Source organism: Acidovorax sp. FG48 (genome assembly GCF_057809085.1).
Window position 1 is genome coordinate 33,281 of record NZ_JBMDJH010000003.1, and the last position, 20,483, is coordinate 53,763.

Below are 20,483 nucleotides of genomic sequence, written 5' to 3' on the forward strand. Positions count from 1 at the left end.
TTTCGTATCGTATAAAGACTCAGCCCGACGTAGCGGGGGATGCCGTTAGTGCAGCAGGCGATGGGCGGGCACCCGCTGGCGCAGGCTGGGCTGCTTGTTGCAGTGCTGCCAAAACCTGATCGCGCGGACCGAACGCCTGCTGCGCGCCGTCTCTCAGAACCAGCATCTTGTCGGCCACGCCCAGCACGCTGACCCGGTGAGTCATGACCACAAATGTGGTGCCCAAGGACTTGAGATGGCTGATGGCCTGCAGCAGTGCAGCGTCTCCGGCGTCATCAAGGCTGGAGTTGGGCTCGTCAAGCACCACAAAAACGGGGTCACCATATAGCGCCCGGGCCAAGGCTACGCGTTGGCGCTGTCCCCCCGAGAGAATGGCCCCGTCTCTCCCCACCGGACTTTCATAGCCCTGTGGCAAGGATTCGATGAACGCATCGAGGCCCACCAGGCGGGCCGCCGCTTTTACCTTACCCATGTCAACATCGCCAAAGCGTGCGATGTTCTCCGCCAGAGTGCCATCCAGCAGTTCCACGCCCTGTGGCAGATAACCAATATGCGGCCCCAGTTCAAGCTTGTTCCAGGCAAACACGTCGGCACCATCCAGGCGGACTTTGCCACCCAAAGCAGGCCACAGGCCCACCAGAAGGCGCGCCAGGGTTGTTTTTCCTGAAGCGGACGGCCCCACCACGCCAAGCACCTCCCCAGGCTGCAGTCCAAAGGCAACGCCTCTGAGGATGGGACTATTGCCTCCGGGGGCGGCAGCAGTGACATGCTCCACACTGAGCACCCCCGTAGGTGGGGGCAGAGGCATGGTGGGCTCACCCACGGGCACCGCCGCTAGCAAGCCATCCAGGCGATTCCGGGCATCACGCAGATTCACCACGGCACGCCACTGACTAACGGCCAGCACCACGGGGGCTAGCATGCGCCCACCCAAGACCGAGGCCACGATCATCATCCCAGGGCCCCCTGTCAGTGCGTTTCCCAGTACCAGCCAGCCCCCCAGGCCCAACAGGGCTGAGCCCATCGTAGTCTGTACAAACTTGCTCCCTGCCTGGAACGCCCCCCCTTTGTCCGACGCCTGGGCTTGCAGATTTAGGAAGTCCCGCTGCTTTTCCATCCAGCGGCGGTGGATGTGCTGCAGCATGCCCATGGCTTCGATCACCTCTGTATTCCGAAGCGAACCGTCCACGTACTGTTGAGCTGCTATGGCTGATTTGTTTGCCTTCACCAAAGGTGGGTTGGTGCTGCGCTCGTTGAGCCATGCCAATAGCACTTGCACGATGGCACCAGCTACTGCCGCCCAGCCCAACACTGGACTGGCCAAGAACAGGATCACCATGAAAACCAGCGAAACCGGTGCTTCCATGACTGCGCCCACTACAGGATGTGGGAAAAAATCTCGCACCGTGCGCAAATCATTCATCGGCTGGATGCTTGGCGTACCCATGCGGCGCAGATTGGTCGCATACATTGCCTGAAATACGCGTGCGGCCATCCGCTGGTCGAAGAGTTGGCCTGCCTCGCGCAGGGTCTCTGATCGTGCCCAATCCAGCACCTCCATAACCACGTAAGCCATAACAACAGCCACCGTCAACATGGCCAGCGTCATGTGATTGCGGCTGCTGACGACTCTGCCGTATACCTCAAACATGTAGGCCGTCGGCACCAGGATCAACAAGGCGCCTAACAATGCAAAAAAGAAGGCTCGCCAAAGATGTGGCTTGAGAGCCATTACGGCCTCTCGTATTTCCGAGCCAGGCCGGTTCGTGCGTTCAGAGGGGTTCATCAGAGTTCATCCACCATCACATATTCAGGAATTTCTGCTTCTTCCGACACTGAGACAGGCGAACTGCTCGCCTCGATCTCTGAATCGGAAAACACAAAAGACAACGTGTATCTGTCGCCCGATGCGCGCGATAACACAATTTCGCGGAGCTTGCGTTTTTGGAAGGCTTCTTCCGCCTCTGCACCCAGCGCCAACTGAAAGCGCATACGTCCGTCCAGGGTGAACATCGAGAGTTGCCCGGCTTTGAGGCTCAGCGTGTGCCGGTCAAAGTACACCGGGCAGGAGTCTGCGAAGCGCAGCAGGGGCAAGGGTTTGTCACCCAGTCGAGACAAATGAAACGGACTCTGGGGGTGTTGGAACACCATCCGACAGGTGCGCGAAACGGAATAGATTGCGTTGCACACCATTTGCGAACCCATTTGCGGGAACTGTTCTCGCATCTGCCTGTAAGTCAGATGGTGTAAGGCCACACGATTCCACACGCGGGTTTGTTGCACCACTGCAGCGAGTGCATTGCAAACCTGTGCGAACCCCTGCTGCAGCGCTAGTAGGCGCTGCACCTGCTCTGGCGAGGTGTCCAAGGGGATCGAAAGGGTAGAATTCATATAGGACACAAATTGTAAGCGAAAAACTCATATATGGATTTGAGTGCAACTACTTGGTTCGTCGCGACCATGATTTCGATGCCCCCTTCCGTTGGTGTGACAATCCTCACCCCAATCCTGCTTCGCAAACCATTCATTTCAGGAGTGCCATGCCGTCTATGCAAATAAGTACCAGTCTGATTGGGCTGATACTGGCGGTGCTGATTCTTTACCTCGTGCGGCGTGATCACCTTTACTTGATGCACGGCGTGTGGTGGTCGCTGGTGGCTGCAGCGGCAGCTCTATTGGGTGCATGGCCTGGGCTGATCGATACTCTTGCCGCCAAACTTGGTTTTGCCTACCCCCCAGCTTTTCTACTGCTGCTAGCCAGTGTTGTGCTGTTGATCAAGGCATTGCATGCAGACATGCTGAGCACCCGCTTGGAGCGTGATGTACGGCGTCTCAACCAGCGCCTGGCGATCCTGGAACTTGCGTTGCAAGAACGCACGCAAGATCGCGATAAAAATACCCTGTAAGCCTTGCTACTCAAGCGCGAGCAGCTCCCTTTTTTGATTTACGTTCATGTCTAGTTCGGTTGAGCCCATGGCTTCTCATACATTGCACCCTGTCATCTTGTGCGGCGGTGCGGGCACACGGCTGTGGCCGCTTTCGCGCGAAACCTATCCCAAGCAGTTCCTGGCGCTTCAAGGCAGCACGACCATGCTGCAAGACACTGTGTTGCGTCTTGATGGGCTTGACGCCCGTGTTCCTCGCCATGCACCGTGGGTGGTTTGCAACCAGGATCACCGCTTCCTGGCAGCACAGCAGTTGCGAGATATCGGGGTGGGAGGAGGGCGCCTCCTGCTAGAGCCCTGTGCACGCAACACCGCTCCGGCCCTTACGTTGGCCGCGCTGTCCGCTCAGGCGGTAGATCCGCATGCCGTGCTGCTAGCCATGCCAGCTGACCACGTGGTGGCAGATGCCCCGGCACTTCAGGCGGCCGTGGAAGCCGCTTGGCCGCTGGCCTGCGCTGGGGCGATGGTGACTTTTGGTATTACTCCCTTGCGGCCTGAAACCGGGTACGGCTACATCCAGCAGGGCGCGGTGCTCCCCGATGGCATTGGACGTGAGATCGCTGGATTCACCGAAAAACCTAATGCAGAGCGTGCCAGCGCCTATGTGGAGAGTGGCCAATATTTGTGGAATGCTGGTCTGTTCATGGTGCGTGCGGATCAGTGGCTCAAAGCGCTGGATGCGTTCCAACCGGGCATGCTTGCGAAATGCCAGGAAGCAATGGCGGGGCAGACGCAGGACGACGACTTTATTCGCCCCGACATGGCAGCCTTTGCAGCCTGTCCTTCAGACTCCATCGACTACGCTGTGATGGAGCATCTCCCCCTGCAAGGTGAGGCTTTGGGTGTCCCCGCGCGTGTCGTTGCTCTTGATGCAGGGTGGTCCGACCTGGGTGCTTGGGATGCCCTTTGGGATGTGCTCGACCACGATGCCCAGGGGAATGCGCACGTGCTACAGGCACCAGGCCAAGTTCTGTCCGTAGACTCGCACAACACATTGGTGTTGGCAGAGAGTGCTCTGGTAGCCACTGTGGGTCTGAGTGACGTGGTGGTCGTACAAACGCCCGATGCAGTCCTCGTGGTCGACAAACGCCGAACACAAGACGTCAAGAAAGTCGTGCAGGCTCTGCAAGCTCAAACCCAGCAGCGGCGAGCACTGGCCCAGGTTCACCGCAAAGTCCATCGTCCATGGGGGTGGTACGACAGCATCGACGCTGGTGAGCGCTTTCAAGTGAAGCGTATCGTTGTGAATCCTGGCGCCAGCCTGAGCCTGCAAATGCACCACCACCGCGCTGAGCATTGGGTGGTGGTGAAGGGCACGGCGGAGGTCACCAACGGGGATCGTACTTTCTTGTTGGGAGAGAACGAATCCACCTTCATTCCCTTGGGGCACATCCACCGCCTGCGCAACCCCGGAAAGCTACCGCTCGAAATTATCGAAGTGCAGTCTGGTAGTTACTTGGGTGAAGATGACATTGTGCGCTACGAAGATTCCTATGGTCGCACGCACCCCTAATGCCCACGGGATACAAAGAATGCAAACCAATCCGAAAAAAGCCCTGATCACGGGCATTACAGGGCAAGACGGAGCCTACCTGGCCGAATTGCTGCTTTCCAAAGGCTACATGGTGTACGGAGCGTTCCGGCGGACCAGCTCGGTCAACTTCTGGCGCCTGCAGGAGCTAGGTATCGCTGAACACCCAAGTCTGAATCTGGTTGAATACGACCTCACAGACCAAGGTGCCAGTATTGCTCTGGTGCAGAAAATCCAGCCTGACGAAATCTACAACCTCGCGGCACAAAGCTTCGTGGGCGTGAGTTTTGAGCAGCCTGCCGCCACCACTCACATTACCGGGGTGGGGGCTCTGCATTTGCTCGAAGCGGTGCGTCTGGTCAATCCACGCATCCGCTTTTACCAAGCAAGCACCTCCGAGATGTTCGGTAAGGTGCAAGCCGTCCCGCAGTCAGAAGACACACCCTTCTATCCCCGTAGTCCCTACGGCGTGGCGAAACTCTACGCCCATTGGATGACCGTCAACTACCGCGAAAGTTACAACATCTTCGGCTCCAGCGGCATCCTTTTCAACCACGAAAGTCCTTTGCGCGGTCGCGAATTTGTCACGCGTAAAATCACTGATGCAGTAGCGCGCATTCAGCTGGGTCAGCTCGATGTGCTGGAGCTGGGCAACCTCGATGCCAAACGCGACTGGGGGTTCGCTCGGGAGTATGTTGAGGGCATGTGGCGTATCCTGCAGGCGGACCAGCCCGATACCTTTGTTCTTGCCACTGGGCGCACTGAGACCGTACGCGATTTTGTCTGTATGGCATTTCGGGCGATTGGCGTTACCCTGGAGTTTCGTGGCGCCGGTGACGCCGAAATCGGCATAGACACAGCCACTGGTAAAACGCGGGTGCGTGTGAACCCCCGGTACTATCGTCCGGCGGAAGTTGAGCTGCTCATTGGCGACCCTGCCAAAGCCCGTTCACAACTGGGCTGGCAGGCCAAAACTACCCTCGAAACCCTGTGCCAGATGATGGTCGATGCCGACCTGCGTCGCGTGGCCAGTGGAACTTCGTTTTGAACATGGAGCATGCTTCAACGCCCCAGCGGCGTGTTTTGGTAACGGGTTTGGGTGGTTTTACCGGGCGCTATTTGCAGGCTGCTCTCCAGCAACGCGGCTGGGAAGTATGGGGTCTGGGCGTACAACCCGCGCCCGCCACCGTGAACCCAGCACATTACGTGCAGGCCGATTTAGCAGACAGCAGCGCACTGACCCAGGCTGTAGCTCTGGCGCAACCCTATGCCGTTATCCATCTGGCTGCTATTGCCTTTGTGGGTCATGGAGATGCAGACGCCTTTTATCGCGTCAATTTGCTAGGCACGCGCCATCTACTGGCCGCATTGGCCGCACTACCCCAAACTCCAGCCCGCGTATTGTTGGTCAGTAGCGCCAATGTGTACGGCAACCAGGTCGAAGGCATGCTGGACGAAACGACTCCAGCACATCCCGCCAATGACTACGCAGTGAGCAAGCTTGCCATGGAACACATGGCACATTTGTGGGCTACACGCTTACCTATCACCGTAGTGCGCCCCTTCAATTACACCGGTGTGGGGCAGTCCACAGACTTCTTGCTGCCCAAAATCGTTGCCCATTTCCGGCGCCGTGCAGCCACCATTGAGCTCGGTAACCTGGATGTGTCGCGTGATTTCTCCGATGTCCGTGCCGTAGCCGATGCCTATTGTCGTCTGCTTGAAGTGCAGGACATCGCTGGCGCCACTGTCAATGTCTGCTCCGGCCGCAGCCATAGCTTGCGCAGCATTCTTGCCATGGCCGAGCAGATCACGGGGCACACACTACAAGTGCAAGTCAACCCTGCACTGGTGCGCGCCAATGAGGTCAAAAACCTGCTCGGCAACCCCGCGTACCTGCGTACGCTGGTTGGCGCTGACTGGGGCTGCCCACCCTTGTCAGACACCCTGCGCTGGATGCTGGAGACGCCTTCGTCGTGATGTCCTCCAGAATCGATCTGATCCTCGGTGCTGACAGCATCAACGCGCCACTTACAGGCATAGGCCGTTATGCGTTGGAGCTGGCACGCGGACTACCCGAACATCCCGCGATTGATCAGGTACGCTATTTCGTCCTCAAAGGTTGGGTGCCACTGCAAAATTTGCTGGCAGCGGAGAGTGGGGGCGGTGTGCATGCAGCTGCATCGCGACCTAGCTTGCGCACCCGCTTGGCGGGCAACCGTGCGGCTGTGCGTGTCTATCACGCCCTCATTCCGCATTTGCAGCGATGGCAATTGCGCGCAGAGCAAGGCGCTATCTACCATTCACCTAATTATTTTTTGCCACCTTTCCCGGGGCGCACGGTCGCCACCATCCACGACCTGTCCCACCATCTTCATCCGCAGTTCCATCCGGCCGCCCGCATCGATTACATGCGTCGGGCTCTGCCGGGCTGCCTGCGAAGGGCGGATCATCTCATCACAGATGCCGAGTCTGTTCGCCAAGAACTGGTGGACCACTATGGCTATCCAGCCGAGCGCATCACGGCCATCCCTCTGGGAGCCAGCCCTGCCTTCAGGCCGCACACCCCTGAAGAGGCCAGCGCTCACATCGCCCAGTGGGACTTGCAGCCCAACGGCTACAGCTTGTACGTTGGCACCATCGAGCCGCGCAAAAACCTCGATCGCCTCCTCACTGCCTACGAATCCTTACCTCAGGTACTGCGTCAGCGCTTCCCGCTGGTTCTGGCAGGCGGTTCTGGCTGGCGCTCCGAGCACACCCATCAGCGCATGGCGCGCGCTGCAAGCGCGGGCTGGCTGCGATACCTGCGCTACGTCAGCCAAGCCGACCTCCCCGCGCTTTACGCAGGCGCCAGGGTTTTTGTATATCCCTCGCTGTACGAAGGCTTTGGCTTGCCTGTACTTGAAGCAATGGCCAGTGGCGTGCCGGTAGTAACCTCAAACTGCTCTTCATTGCCCGAGGTCATTGGATCGACCGGACTCCAGATCCACCCCGAAGATGAGGCGGCTCTTGCTCGGGCCATAGTCCGCGTCCTACAGGATGACCCATGGCGCATGCAGGCCAGTGAGGCAGGTTTGCGGCGCTCGGCCCAATTCAGTTGGCAACGCTGCGTCGAGCAAACGGTTCAGGTTTACCGGCGTCTCCAGCAAAAAACCGGCTAAGAATCTTCAAAAGAAAAGCCCCCTCGATGAGGGGGCTCGGGCACAGCAGCACCTGTCAGGGGGGGTTAAGGGCAACTGTAAGTCTTGATGCCTGCCGCCAGGTTGATCATGGTCGTCGGCAGTTTGGTGATCGCTGCGTCGGCTGTTGCCGTGCCGCTGACACAGCCCAAGTACAAACGGCCCACCGACAAGCTCAGGGCGTATGCATTGGCATACTGCGCGTTGGCCGCCAAGGCCTGGGTGAACGCCAGTGCGGCACGCCGCTTGGCATTGAGAACCTCGGTGTCCGCTGCAGCCGCATTGTAGGCCACCGTATAAGCAATCTCGGGTACAGAAATAACCCCCAGATTCACCTGCTGCGTCCAATACGTCAGGCCTGAATCTTGTGGTTGGCGACTGAACAGTTGCTGGAATACCTGCGTAATCTGACTCGGAACAGTCGCGCCCCCGTAAATGCCCTGAGACTCTGCCGACTTGTAGAAGTCGTCCACCAGAATACGATAGTTGCCCCCGCTTTGCGCAAGCTGATTTTCGTAATAGGTCAAACCACTGGCTCCAGCGGGACGACCAAAATAGCCGGTGAACATCGTCACCACTTGCTGGGTGTAACTGCTAGTGCCGCCACTGAAGTTGGCTTTTACGTCAGCGCTGCTTGCACCCGCTGCGATAGTGCAACTACCGGTGCCGCTGCAGGCACCACTCCAGCCCGTAAAGGTGCTGCCGTTGCTTGCCTGGGCTATCAGTGTGACGGCGGTAGTGCTCGCAAAATTAGCCGAAGTGCTGCCGCAATCTACGGTGCAGCTCAAGCCGGTCGGCGTACTCGTCACGCTACCGCTGCCGCTACCTTCTTTGGTGAGCGTCACCAGGCGCGTGCTGGCTGACGTGGCGAAATTGGCCGTCACACTCGCGCTGCCGGTACCCGCAGCAATCGTGCAGCTGCCTGTGCCGCTGCAAGCACCACCCCAGCCCGCAAAGGTGCTACCGCTGCTGGCCAGGGCTGCCAGGCTAATGTTGGTGGTTTTTGAGAAGTTACCCGACGCACCATTGCAATCCATGGCGCATGAAAGTCCCGTGGGGCTGCTAGTCACGCTACCCGTACCATTACCCGACTTGGCCAACGTTACCGTGCGTGTAGTGACTTCCGTTGCGAAGTTCGCTGTCACGCTACGGGCACTATCCACGCTAACGCTGCAAGTGTTGCTCGAGCCCGCGCAGGCACCACCCCAGCCGCTAAAAATGCTCCCGGTAGCAGCCTGCGCAGTCAGCGTGACGGCCGTACCTGCTGCAAAGCTGGCAGAGCAGGTGCTTCCGCAACTGATGCCTGATGGTGAGCTGCTTACGGTTCCAGTGCCTGTGCCTTGGTTTGTTACAGACAAAGCGTAGTTTTGCTGCGTGTTATCCAGAGGGAGATACGTTTGAGCGCTACTCTGCAGCACGTTGGCTACTCGCCAAGGATTGACACCACGAGTGTGGTTCGTGCCGAAGTTAAAGCTGATATTCGACATTCCGGGCTGCAAGGTATGGCAGTAGCTCATGATCGTGCCTGCACCAACACCTGGACTTCCGCCAAAGGTGGAGTTGGAACCCGGAAACACCCCATATCGGTAGGTGCCCCCCAACTGAACAACACATTGGCCGCTGTCCTCTGAGTAACAGCAGTCAATTGCACCGCCTTGATTAGATCCTAGGTAAGGGTTGTCGTAGTTGTGGGTGTGATCGCTCCCAAAGGCGTGGCCGATTTCATGTGCGATGACTACAGCATCCCAGACCACCTTGGGGTTGCTGGGGGAAAAGCTCCCTTCGATGTTGCCGCTGACGCCATATGCGTATTGTTTCTGGGCGCTGCCAAGCGTGTTCAGGTAAGCGACGCCCCCGCCAGTGTTGCGCCCACTCAGCAGGTGAACGTGGTGACGAGATTGCTCAATGCGCCCCGAGGCATTCCAGTAGTTTCGCAGCTCTCCCAGTAACGTATCTCCACTGGTTGTACTGCTCCAAGGGGCGGACGCGCTGCTCGTGTATAGATTGACCTGGGTGATGTTTAGGCGTGCACCCACTTCGCTCTGATACTGCGAACTTACGTAGCCGAATAAATCGGTGACATAGGCATACACGGCGCTAGTGCTGCCAAGGAGCTGTAGCAGCTCGTAGTCAGTTTCGATGATTATGTCGGCCCGCCTTTGCGGTCCCACAGCTTGCGCCGTCTGCGTGCCAGCTGCTGGCGTGCTTGCACGCTCATGATTTCGGCGCAGGTTATCTATCAACGCGGCAGATGGGGCGACGTAGTTTTTCTGAATAAATTCGCTGGTCACGCCGCAAGAGAACGGCCTATTCGGTGCGTCGGCGTAAAAGTCAACACGACGCGAACTCGGCCGCGAGGTGGTCGTCCGAGCCGTTCCCTGCTCTCCCGAGGCTGCTGGAGCCAGCAACTCCCCCACAAAAACATCTGCACCACGGCGAACGATACTGCGCATGGAGCCCTGACTGTCCACAGACACAAACACACTACTTTGAGGGTCTCCAACCAGCTGGCCGGTGAAATGCGCACGCAGCGGTGGACGCGTAACACTTACCCCATTACTTGAATGCACCACCAGCAGAGGCGGTGTATCGCCCGTGTTGGTGCGGCGGAGTTCTACGCTCACCCCATCCGCTGCCTGATCGCCCAGCGGCAGCCGTTCGATACGCAGCGAGCCTCCAACAGGCACAGACAACGCCTGCCTCAGATCAGCGCCAGCCTCCTGGGCGGTAGGTAAACCCAAAACGGTTTGTGCAACGGCTGGCGTCATAGCCGCAACGCCCAGTAGGCAAGCGGCCAGCCCTTTGCGAAAAGATACAAAACTCATCATCTCACTCCCGCTGGTTGTATTAGCGCACACTGTAACCGCTAGGATTGCGTGCGCATCTGCCTGTTTTTGCTGGTATTCGCGCCTCTCGTATACAAGTCGTGCCATCTTTCACACTTTATACAAAATGTTCCAAATGGCGTGGATGCTTTGGCTGTGCGGCGCAGCGGATGCTTGCCCTGGGCGCAATGGGCAGTTGGTATCCTGCTAAGATCAAAGGCTTTGCCGAGGCGTCCAGTCGGCTGACCACAACGCGCCGTGCCTGTTCGGCGGCGTTTTCCATTTCTTGCCTAACACCTCGAACCAGGAGTCTTCGTGCCTGGCCTTCTAGCCGACATTTTTCGCTATCGCAGCTTCATCGTCACCAGCACGGCGCGGCAAATCCAAGGCCAATATCAAGGCTCTTTATTTGGTGTGGCGTGGCTGTTCTTGGGGCCTTTGGCGCTGCTGACGGTGCACACCGTTATTTTTTCCAGCTTGTTCAAGAACCGCTTGGCAGGAGTGGACTCTGCTTTTTCGTACAGCATTTACCTGTGTGCAGGCCTGCTGCCTTGGCTGTATTTCAGTGACTCAGTCAGCCGCTTGACCGGCACCTTTGTTGCCCAAGCGGGGCTTATTAAAAAAGCGCAATTTCCTCGTATTTGCCTGCCCTTGATTGCCATGGGCGTCTCAAGCTTCAACTTCGTCGTGATTGCCGGGTTGTTTCTTGCTTTTTTGCTCATTTCAGGCAACTGGCCGGGTGCGGTGTTATTGGCGGCCATGCCAGCCCTCTCCGTTCAAGTGTTGTTGTCCTTGGGGTTGGGGGTGTTGCTTGGAGTGGTTAATGTCTACTTTCGTGATGTCGGCCACCTTGTGGGTATCGTGTTTCAGTTTTTGTTTTGGCTCACGCCCATCGTCTATCCGCTCAATATGTTGCCCCCGTGGGCTCAGACTGTCATTGGATTGAACCCTATGACTGTGCTGGTGGAGCATTACCAGAGCGTGATTCTTTACGCGCGCATTCCTTCAGCGCAGGCCTTTCAGGGCCTTGCTTGGACCGGGCTGCTCGCAATGCTCTGTATTTTCTTGGGCTACAAAATTCACCGTGACCTGGGTGGTGAAATGGCCGATGAGCTCTGACCATGGGACACATCCACGTCAATCATTTGGGTAAGGCCTACAAGCGCTACGCAAAAAAGTCCGCGCGCATTCTTGAATGGCTGGGCATGGGCGTGCACCATCAGCCGCATTGGGTGCTGCAGGACATCAACTTTCACATACAGCCTGGTGAGGCTGTGGGCATCATTGGTGTCAATGGCGCGGGCAAAAGCACGTTGCTGAAGCTCATTGCTGGTGTGATGCGTCCCACTACAGGCGACATCCAGTTGCAGGGGCGCGTTGCCGCTCTGCTGGAACTGGGCATGGGTTTTCAGGGGGACTTCACTGGGCGCCAGAACGTTCATATGTCCGGGCTGCTGGCTGGTATGACCGCCCAAGAGCTGCAAGGCAAGATGGCCGAGATCGAAGCATTTGCGGAGATTGGTGACTATATTGATCAGCCTGTACGTACCTACTCCAGTGGCATGCAGGTTCGCTTGGCCTTCAGCGTTGCGACTGCTTTGCGGCCTGATATTTTGATCGTGGACGAAGCATTGGCGGTAGGCGATGTGTTTTTCCAGCAAAAGTGCTTTGAACGTATCCGCAGTTTTTTGCAGCAGGGCACGACCTTGCTTTTCGTCTCGCATTCGGCGGCCACCGTATACACCCTGTGCAATCGCGCCATCCTGATTGATGGAGGGCGAGTGGCACTGGATGGCAACCCGCGCCAAGTCATTGACCTATACAACGCCCTCATTGCATCGCGCTCGGGCACGGGCGCGCTGCCCGTTACCATCACTGGAACAGCGGCCAGCCCAACACCCGGTATCGCAAATGTCGGTCAAGCCGCCGCCCCGCTTGGAGGCAGCGTAGGCTCGTACAGTCACAGTGGTGTCGCCATCACCAGCGTGCAACTCACCAGCGCAGGTGGTCCCGCTCACAGCGTTATCAGCGGTTCCCAGGTCACTGCTCGCGTGGTCGTGCAGTTTGACCAAGCTTTCAGCGACCCTCATGTCGGTTTCCAGATCCGCGACCGGCGGGGTGAGGCCGTCTTCATGACCCACACCCATGGCATGCACCAAAAGATTGGTCCTGTGCAGCCAGGTGAGCAGGTCGAGGTGCGCTACACCTTTGATGTGCCGTTGATCACAGGCGACTACACCTTCACTGCGGGCGTGGCCCAAGGCGGGCTCATTGGTGGAGCGGTGGCCGACTCCATTGCCCGCGCACAGGATGCATGGGCGTTCCAGGTGGTTACTAACCTGGACGACATTCACTGGAATGGTTTGTGCCACCTGCATCCGCGTGTGGACATCCAGCGCCCTTTGCTGGCGGGCAGTGCAGGGCGCGGCCTGCTGGTGACCACTTCGCACTCGTTGCTATGGCTGGATGAAAACACCGGCCACACCCAGCCCCTGCATCGCGGCGCCGGTCTGTACTACGGCATCGCTGTCGATGCGCAAAACATTTATGTGGGCGCACGTCAACGTCTCGTTTCCTCCAGCACGCCTGCGAGCGAAGAGCGTGGAGCAATCCTTGTGTTCAATCGCCAGCTGCAACTGCTAGACACATTGTGTGCGCCCTTCCCGTTGCGCGATATTCACGAGATCGCCGTACATGAAGGCACCTTATGGATCACCTGCTCGCATGACGATATGGTGGCCCTGCGCCACCCCGACGGCCGCTGGCAGGCCTGGTATCCATTGGGTGAGCCTTTGGGCGAGCCGCGTGACGTGCACCACTTCAACTCGTTCGCCTTCACTGCTGGCACGTTGCATCTGCTAGCGCATAACCGCGGCGCCAGTGAAAGACTTGAATTCAACCTTTCAGATCTGAAGCTCCGCGCGCGCCACCCTCTGGGGCAGCAGGCGCATAACCTTTGGCAGCAAGACGGTGAGTGGCGGACCTGCTCTTCCGGGGAGGGGCGCCTGCTGGGTGATTCTGGGTTTGCGTTGTCTACCGGTGGTTTCCCGCGTGGTGTTACCCGGCTGGGCCAACACACCGCCGTTGGCATTTCCCAGCTGGCAGAGCGTCAACAGCGCGACCTTACGGACGGGCAAGTGGTTATTTACAACGAACACTGGCAGCTGCAGCAGCAGTGGACATTGCCAGGCGAAGGCTTGGTGCTCGACATCAAGCCTTGTCCCTGATCGCGCCCGTATCGCGCGCGTTGCAGACCGCACAAATCGCAAACGCCCATGCCCCACATCTACAGCAGCACAGTACAGACAGATCAGCTTCTTACCCAGGTGCGTCAGCTCTGTGAGAACCCGCCGGTTCCGCACCATGGGCTAGATGGTGTCGCGCCTGTATCGGCGGCGTCAGCCGGTTCCGTCCCCGGCCCCAAGGGTACTCCCAGTCGGTGGGTGCTGGCATTGCGTGAATGGCGCTCGCGAGGCTATTCCTGGCGCTGGGTGGTCAGTCAGATACCTGGCACTGTGCCTCTGTATGTCTTGCTGCGCACCCTTCAAGAGCTACCCCAGACTTTGGGCACGTTGCAGCACCAGCAGCACAGCGCCTACAAAACTGCGCACAACCAACATCGCCAGCTGGAGAGGCAGATACGGCAACTGCGCGAACAGCAAGAAAAGCTCCAGCGCGACAACGCCAACTTGCGCAGACGCTTGCTCCAGGCAGAGAGGCAAGCGGCAAACCAGCAGCAACCGACCACTTCGGGTTCGGTCATGTCGCCGGTGGTCAATGAGCGGATCGCGCAGTGGTACGGTGCCTTTGAAGAGACCCAGCGAGGCGACGTCAGCCACATTGCTCAGCGCCAAGCTCAATACCTTGCGTTGGTGGCCCCTGTGCTGCAGGCCTTGTCCAGGGCACCTGCGCTTGACCTGGGCTGTGGGCGGGGTGAGTGGGTGCAACTGCTGGCAAACCAAGGCCATCCCTCAAGCGGAGTTGACAGCAATCCCGCCATGCTGCAACCCGCTCGTGCGGCTGGCGCAGACGTGCACTGTGCTGATTTGTTTGACTATCTGGCGCAGCAACCCTCAGAGCACTACGCATTGGTCACCAGTTTTCAGGTGGTAGAGCACCTTCCTCTGCCATTGCTGCTACAGCTACTGCAAGAGGCATGGCGTGTTCTGCAGCCCGGCGGCATGATCGTTCTGGAAACACCTAACCCAGAAAACCTCCAGGTGGCCGCCTACAGTTTCTGGATGGACCCCACCCATCAACGTCCATTGCCACCGCCCCTGTTGCTGCAAATGGCGCAGCACACGGGTTTTGTGGAGTGCCACATTCATCGCAGCAGCCCCTGGCCGGTCGAGCAGCAAGCCCCCGGCCTGCCGCAGCCGCTGCCCAAACTCTTGTATGCCGAGCAAGACTACGCTCTGATTGCTCGCAAGCCCATGCCATGAACCTTCTTGACCACCTGCCGCAGCCCCTGCACAACCGGGCTACCCAGGCGCACCACATCTACGCGCTGTTTGCTACCGTCGACACCACGCCAGACACGCTGCAGGCCCTGTGCAACGCCCTGTCCCAGCTATCGCCCCTGCCAGCCGAAATGCACGTCTACCACACCGGGGCAGCCCCGGCTGTGCCTCATGGACTGGTCTGCGCACTGCACAACTTGGCGGACCCTGCGACTGCAGCTGCTTTGGCGCAAGCAGAAGCTGCTTTGCTACCGCTTGGTCTTTGGGAGCACCGCCACACCTTGGCCGCCCTGGCCATTCCCACCGTGGTGGATCTGGGTGTGACCCCATCCGCAGGGTGGAACGCCGAAGAGCAGGGCGGCTTGGCGGCAGCAGGTGCCAGTGCACAAGAGCTGGCAGCCCTGCTGGTGCAGCTGGCAGCTGACCCGCCCACCCGCCGTCGCACCCTGGATGGCCAAATCCTTTGGGAGCCTGCCGATCTTGCGCGCACCTGGCGGGTGGAGGGCGTATTTGACAGCAGTTATAGCTTGGCCATCGTTAACCGCCACCTGGCCATGGCACTGCAAGACACGGGCGCGCCCATGGCCTTGTACACCTACGAACAAGGTGAGCAGCCCCAGCCCCAGTTCGCGGCCGTGGAAGACCCTGCGCGCTTGGAACGCATGTGGCAGCAAAGCCGCCAGCCGTTACCACCCGCCGTGGCGCTGCGCAACGCCTGGCCCCCGGTGGTACGTGAAATGCGGGGCCAACGGCGCGTGCTGGCCAACTACGCCTGGGAAGAGACAGAATTCCCGCCGCAGTACGCGGCAGACTTCAACCGCACGCTAGACCTTATTACCGTTGTCTCCAACCAAACGCGCGATCTGTTGCAGAACGCCGGTGTCAGTACTCCAATAGCATTGGTCGGCAATGGCATAGACCACCTCGAACACGAGCCCCCGCAGGCACTACCGTCTGCGCTGCAGCAAGGCTACCGGTTCTTGCATATTTCCTCATGCTTTCCGCGCAAAGGCGTTGATGTGTTGTTGCGCGCCTATGGGGATGCCTACCGCGCCTGGCACGACGTTGTGCTGATCATCAAAACCTTTCCCAACCCCCACAACACCGTTGCGCAAGATTTGGCCGCTCTGCAGGCCGCAGACCCTGACTACCCCAACGTTCAGCTCATCGAAGAAGACTGGACGCCTGGGCAGATTGTTGCTCTGTATCAATCGTGCCAGGCATTTGTGCTGCCCAGCCGGGCTGAGGGCTTCGGTTTGCCCGCTGCCGAAGCCATGCTGCAAGGCTTGCCCGTGATTGCCACGGGCTGGGGTGGACACACTGATTTTTGCACCCCTCAAACTGCTTGGCCACTGCGATACACCTTGCAGCCAGCCCAAAGCCACATGGGGCTGCCCGGGTCCCTGTGGGCCGAGCCCGACCGCGCGCACTTGGCGGAGTTGCTCGAAACACTGCCCCACCTGCCCGCCGCCACCATCCAGCAGCGCACCGACGCCGCACGCCAACATGTCAAAACCCATTGCACCTGGGCCGGCGTAGCGCAGCGAACCCGTAGCGCGCTAGACCAGCTGAACCAGCAACCCGGCCCCCAGCAGCCCCCCCGCATTGGGTGGATGAGCACCTGGGGCACCCGTTGTGGCATTGCCGCCTACAGCGCCCACATGGTGCGCGCCATCAACCCATCCCAATTGCACCTGCTGGCCCCCACCGAAACCCCCGAGGCGCCCGACCCAGCCTTTGTCCACCGCTGCTGGCAGCAAGGGCAGGCCGACATAACCCCGCTGGTGCAGCAAGCACAGGCCTTGCAGGTGGATGTGTTTGTCATCCAGCACCACTGGGGTTTTTTAAGCCCCCATGCACTGGCCGGCCTCGTAAAGCAGCTTAGCAGCGAGGGTACTGCCGTTGTTGTGGAGTTTCACAACACCCGCAGCGCACCTGACGACATGCAGGACCCAGCCATCCTGCAGGCGCTGGCTCTGGCCGCCCGCCTGATTGTGCATAGCCTGGACGACCTGCACCGCTTGCACCAATGGGGTTTGCAAGCCAACAGCATGTGGTTTCCACTCGCGGTGTACCCGGTGGCCTTGCCTACACACGACCAGCAGGCCCAGCGCCGCCAAGATTTGGGCCTGCAAGGCAAACGCATCGTGGCCACCTACGGCTTCATGATGCCGCACAAAGGCCTGCTCGAAATGGTGCAGGCCATGCCCGCCATCCTGCGCGACCACCCCGATGCGCACCTGCTCATGGTCAACGCCTGGTACAGCGAAGCCGCCTCGGGCGCCGAGCAGCAGCGCCTGCAGCAGGCCATCCAAAGCCTAGGCCTGGGCAACCATGTCACACTGGAATCCCGCTTCTTGCCCGAGGCCGACTGCGCAGCCCTCATCAGCCTGGCTGAGGTGGTAGTTTTTCCCTACCAAAGCACAGAAGAATCCGCATCGGCCGCTGTGCGCATGGCCCTGGCTACAGGCAGCGCCATTGCCACTACGCCACTGCCGATCTTTAAAGACTTAACGGGTGTCGCCCATAGCTTGCCCGGAACTAGCGCGGCAGACATTGCCCAGGGAATTGCTGGCGCACTGCATATATATAAGAGAGACGCTCAGGCCCTTGCTCGGGCGCGTCAGCTCGCACAGCAGCGTGCCCATCAGCAGGGCGCTCAGCAACTGGCCCCGCGCCTTAAGCATCTGCTGTATGGCCTTCATGCCCAGCAAAAGGGCTCTGTGCATGTTGTTACCGGACAACAACGCGACGTCGTTCAATTTGCAGTGTGAAACCCGCGAAATAGTGCTATAGAATCACCCGAGACCTAGGCTGACAGACGTGAGCCGTAACGGGGTCCGTTTTACTTTTTTTTGAAACTAGGAGCTTCTTATGGCAGCAGCCGACTACTACACCCAGGTTTACACCATGTTCGTGGGCTACTATGGCCGTCCACCAGCACAATCGGGCCTGGACTACTATGCTGACTTGGTGGACAAGGCTGGTGGCAATCTGGCCGTGGTGATTGACGACTTTTTCAAGTCGGCTGAGTCGCAGGCATTCTTCGCTGGTAAGACGGTGGAGCAGCAAGTCAACCAAATTTTCCAGAATCTGTTTGGTCGCGACGCTTTGCCAGCTGGCTTGAACTACTGGACAAATCTGATCAACAACGGCACGGTGGCGCTCTCGCAGGCCGCTTACACCATCGCCTTCAACGCAGCAGCTGCTGACGTTGCAGTGCGCGACGCCAAGGTGGCCTCTGCAAAGGCATGGGTTGCTGGTCTGGATACCACCAACGAAATTCTGGTGTACGGCACCGATGGCGGTCGCAGCGCCGGTCGTGATTTCCTGAAAAGCGTGAACACGAGCACCCCAGCTTCCCAGGCAGCCGTCGACGCAGCTCTGAAGGTTATGGTGGATGGTGGCACGACCAATCCTGGCCAAACGTTCACGCTCACCACGGGCTTGGACAACGTTGCTGGTACCGTGGGCAACGATGTTTTCCAGGGCTCCATCAATGCGCCAAACATTCTGGGCGAGACGTCCACCTTGAACAGCGGCGATATTATCAAGGGCGGTACAGGTACTGACACGTTGAATGTGAGCGTTATCGGTGCTGCTGCGCCAGCAGTCGTCCAGATGGACAGCGTTGAGGTGGTGAACATTCGCAATATCAGCAACTTGGCACCTCTGTCGGCTGCTGCGTGGACTGGCGTGCAGCAGATCTGGAATGATCGCTCTCTGATCGCTGCTCCCGTGATCGTGACGGATGTTCAAAACGATCTGACGGTGGGCGTTCGCGGCGTGAATGCTCCAGGTAACTTCACGAATGTTGTGTTCGCTGACGCTGTGTATGCCGCAGGCGGTACGGCCAAGCTGGCGCTGAGCGATGCAGGCCGCGAGGTCAGCGGTGTTATCACTTATGCCAACGTTGGCTTGGCAACTACGGCAACTGCTGGCCGCGTTAACGCGCTGACCATCGACGCCAACGGCAAGAACTACCTGACTTTGGGTACTGTTGGTGGAGCCAACTTGGCTGGTGGCGTCAAGGGCGTGGAGACACTCACGGTGACCGGTTCGGGTTCGGTGAATGTGGCCACAGGCGCTACGTTGTCTGCTGGCGCCTTGGTGAACGAGCTGACCACTGTCAACGCATCCGCAAACACTGGCGGCCTGACCATTGAATTGGCCAATGCCGACGTGAAGGTGACTGGTGGCTCCGGTGCCGACGTCATTACCCTGTCCAACGGTGCTGCGCTGACCAACAAGGCCGGTGTGGACCTGGGCGCTGGTAACGACTCCCTGCTGAGCAATGGCTCTGCTGGCGTAGGCACCTCCGCTGTTTTGAACGGTGGTGACGGTGTTGACACCATTGCTTCTTTGTTGATGGAAGTGGGCAACCGCGACAACATCAAGAACTTTGAAGTGATGGACCTGGCAGGTGACAATCGCATCATCGATGCGAGCCTGTTCACGTCGTCCAGCTTCCAGTCCTTGGCTGTTTCGGCTGCCCTGGGTGGCAACGTGACTGTCACCAAGCTGGCCGGTACCGCTCTGAACGTTGATGTGTCTGCAGTTGCAGGTCCGGGTGTTCTGACTGCAAGCCTGGCGGGTGGTGCAACGGGCACAACCGACAAGCTGAATGTCAACTTCGACGCAAAGGGCACTGGCGCTGCTTCGTTGAACGCCATCGTCACCACTGGTACCGATACTGCTGCCATCAACTCTGGCGGCGTCAAGGGTGTGGACGTCAATGCCATTGGTACGGTGACCGACACGCTCAATACCATGTCGAGCGTCACCATCACGGGTGCTAACGACTTCAGTTTGGTTGATGTCACCACCAACGCCGCTGCTACCACAGCCATTGCCGATGTCGCGTCGAGCCTGACGATGATCGACGGCTCTGCAGCCACTGGCAATCTGTTTATCACTGCTGGTTTTGCCGATGCCATCGCAGCTACCGGTTTCTTTACTACTTACAACGCTCTGACGATCAAAACGGGTACGGGTGACGACGTCGTCAACATCGGTGGCCGTGGTACCGTGTCCACAGGCACAGGTAGCGACACTGTTTATGTGAGCAGGTTGGGTGTGAGCGTGGATGTGGGTGTGGACAGTGTGGTAGATACCGTGGTGTTGGCGAATACTGCTGACTTCACCGGCGCGTTTGGCCCCACCACCCGCGTGACGACGATCAGCAACATGGCACAAAATGATGTAATCGATGTCAGCAGCATTGCTGCCGCTGCCGCAACCATCAACGACTTTACTGCTACGGCTGGCACGTTCGGCTCTCTCGAAACTGCCGTCAATGCAGCTATCGGTGACGCAACCTCTGCGGTGGACTTCATCAACTGGGTGGACGGTAACACTTACATCGTCGTCAATGGTGCCGACGACACGGTGGTGAAGCTGGTGGGTACATACGACAACTTCACTGTGGCTGCTGGTGTCATCACCGTCGGCGCTTGATTGTCGTCGTAGCTTCCTACAAGCATTTACCCTTGTGGTAAGTGCTTGAAACAATAAAAGCCCCGCCTTTGAAAAAAGGGCGGGGC

At 58.8% G+C, this 20,483-nt stretch carries 13 protein-coding genes; 10 read left to right on the forward strand and 3 right to left on the reverse strand.

The window, feature by feature from the left end:
• Nucleotides 1–19: 19 nt before the first annotated feature.
• The gene (locus ACODSU_RS05055) at nucleotides 20–1,786 is read right to left on the reverse strand and encodes a type I secretion system permease/ATPase (protein ID WP_488840594.1); all 1,767 of its coding nucleotides are present in this window, start codon (nucleotides 1,784–1,786) and stop codon (nucleotides 20–22) included.
• The gene (locus ACODSU_RS05060) at nucleotides 1,786–2,391 is read right to left on the reverse strand and encodes a hypothetical protein (RefSeq protein WP_488840596.1); all 606 of its coding nucleotides are present in this window, start codon (nucleotides 2,389–2,391) and stop codon (nucleotides 1,786–1,788) included. The genes ACODSU_RS05055 and ACODSU_RS05060 overlap by 1 nt, the downstream gene beginning before the upstream one ends.
• 149 nt (nucleotides 2,392–2,540) lie before the next feature.
• On the opposite strand from ACODSU_RS05060, the gene ACODSU_RS05065 reads away from it, so the two are divergent.
• The 5 genes from ACODSU_RS05065 (at nucleotide 2,541) to ACODSU_RS05085 (ending at nucleotide 7,637) form a co-directional block, all read left to right on the forward strand.
• Complete coding sequence (locus ACODSU_RS05065) at nucleotides 2,541–2,906, forward strand: DUF2304 domain-containing protein (protein ID WP_488840598.1); 366 nt, start codon at nucleotides 2,541–2,543, stop codon at nucleotides 2,904–2,906.
• A gap of 67 nt (nucleotides 2,907–2,973) precedes the next feature.
• Complete coding sequence (locus tag ACODSU_RS05070; protein WP_488840600.1) at nucleotides 2,974–4,458, forward strand: mannose-1-phosphate guanylyltransferase/mannose-6-phosphate isomerase; 1,485 nt, start codon at nucleotides 2,974–2,976, stop codon at nucleotides 4,456–4,458.
• 19 nt (nucleotides 4,459–4,477) lie between these two features.
• Nucleotides 4,478–5,524 carry a GDP-mannose 4,6-dehydratase gene (gmd, locus tag ACODSU_RS05075; protein ID WP_488840602.1) on the forward strand — a complete coding sequence of 349 codons (1,047 nt, stop codon included), beginning with the start codon at nucleotides 4,478–4,480 and terminating at the stop codon, nucleotides 5,522–5,524.
• 2 nt (nucleotides 5,525–5,526) lie between these two features.
• Nucleotides 5,527–6,456, forward strand: a complete 930-nt coding sequence (locus tag ACODSU_RS05080) for an NAD-dependent epimerase/dehydratase family protein (RefSeq protein ID WP_488841012.1) — start codon at nucleotides 5,527–5,529, stop codon at nucleotides 6,454–6,456.
• Complete coding sequence (locus tag ACODSU_RS05085) at nucleotides 6,456–7,637, forward strand: glycosyltransferase family 4 protein (RefSeq protein WP_488840603.1); 1,182 nt, start codon at nucleotides 6,456–6,458, stop codon at nucleotides 7,635–7,637. Before ACODSU_RS05080 ends, ACODSU_RS05085 begins: the two co-directional genes overlap by 1 nt.
• A gap of 65 nt (nucleotides 7,638–7,702) precedes the next feature.
• Here the strand turns inward: ACODSU_RS05085 and ACODSU_RS05090 are convergent, their stop codons facing one another.
• Nucleotides 7,703–10,480: a M12 family metallo-peptidase gene (locus tag ACODSU_RS05090; RefSeq protein ID WP_488840605.1), complete on the reverse strand. Its 2,778-nt coding sequence runs from the start codon at nucleotides 10,478–10,480 to the stop codon at nucleotides 7,703–7,705.
• Between the two features lie 315 nt (nucleotides 10,481–10,795).
• Between ACODSU_RS05090 and ACODSU_RS05095 the strand changes: the two genes are divergently transcribed.
• The 5 genes from ACODSU_RS05095 to ACODSU_RS05115 all read left to right on the forward strand — a co-directional run bounded on the left by ACODSU_RS05095 (nucleotide 10,796) and on the right by ACODSU_RS05115 (nucleotide 20,397).
• Entirely contained in the window at nucleotides 10,796–11,599 is an 804-nt protein-coding gene (locus ACODSU_RS05095) for an ABC transporter permease (protein WP_488840607.1), read from the forward strand.
• A gap of 2 nt (nucleotides 11,600–11,601) precedes the next feature.
• Complete coding sequence (locus tag ACODSU_RS05100; protein ID WP_488840609.1) at nucleotides 11,602–13,707, forward strand: ABC transporter ATP-binding protein; 2,106 nt, start codon at nucleotides 11,602–11,604, stop codon at nucleotides 13,705–13,707.
• Nucleotides 13,708–13,755: 48 nt separating this feature from the next.
• The gene (locus ACODSU_RS05105; protein WP_488840611.1) at nucleotides 13,756–14,922 is read left to right on the forward strand and encodes a methyltransferase domain-containing protein; all 1,167 of its coding nucleotides are present in this window, start codon (nucleotides 13,756–13,758) and stop codon (nucleotides 14,920–14,922) included.
• Nucleotides 14,919–17,714, forward strand: coding sequence for a glycosyltransferase family 4 protein (locus ACODSU_RS05110; RefSeq protein WP_488840613.1), 2,796 nt, complete (start codon nucleotides 14,919–14,921; stop codon nucleotides 17,712–17,714). Before ACODSU_RS05105 ends, ACODSU_RS05110 begins: the two co-directional genes overlap by 4 nt.
• A 100-nt stretch (nucleotides 17,715–17,814) precedes the next feature.
• Nucleotides 17,815–20,397: a DUF4214 domain-containing protein gene (locus ACODSU_RS05115; protein ID WP_488840615.1), complete on the forward strand. Its 2,583-nt coding sequence runs from the start codon at nucleotides 17,815–17,817 to the stop codon at nucleotides 20,395–20,397.
• Nucleotides 20,398–20,483: the final 86 nt, after the last annotated feature.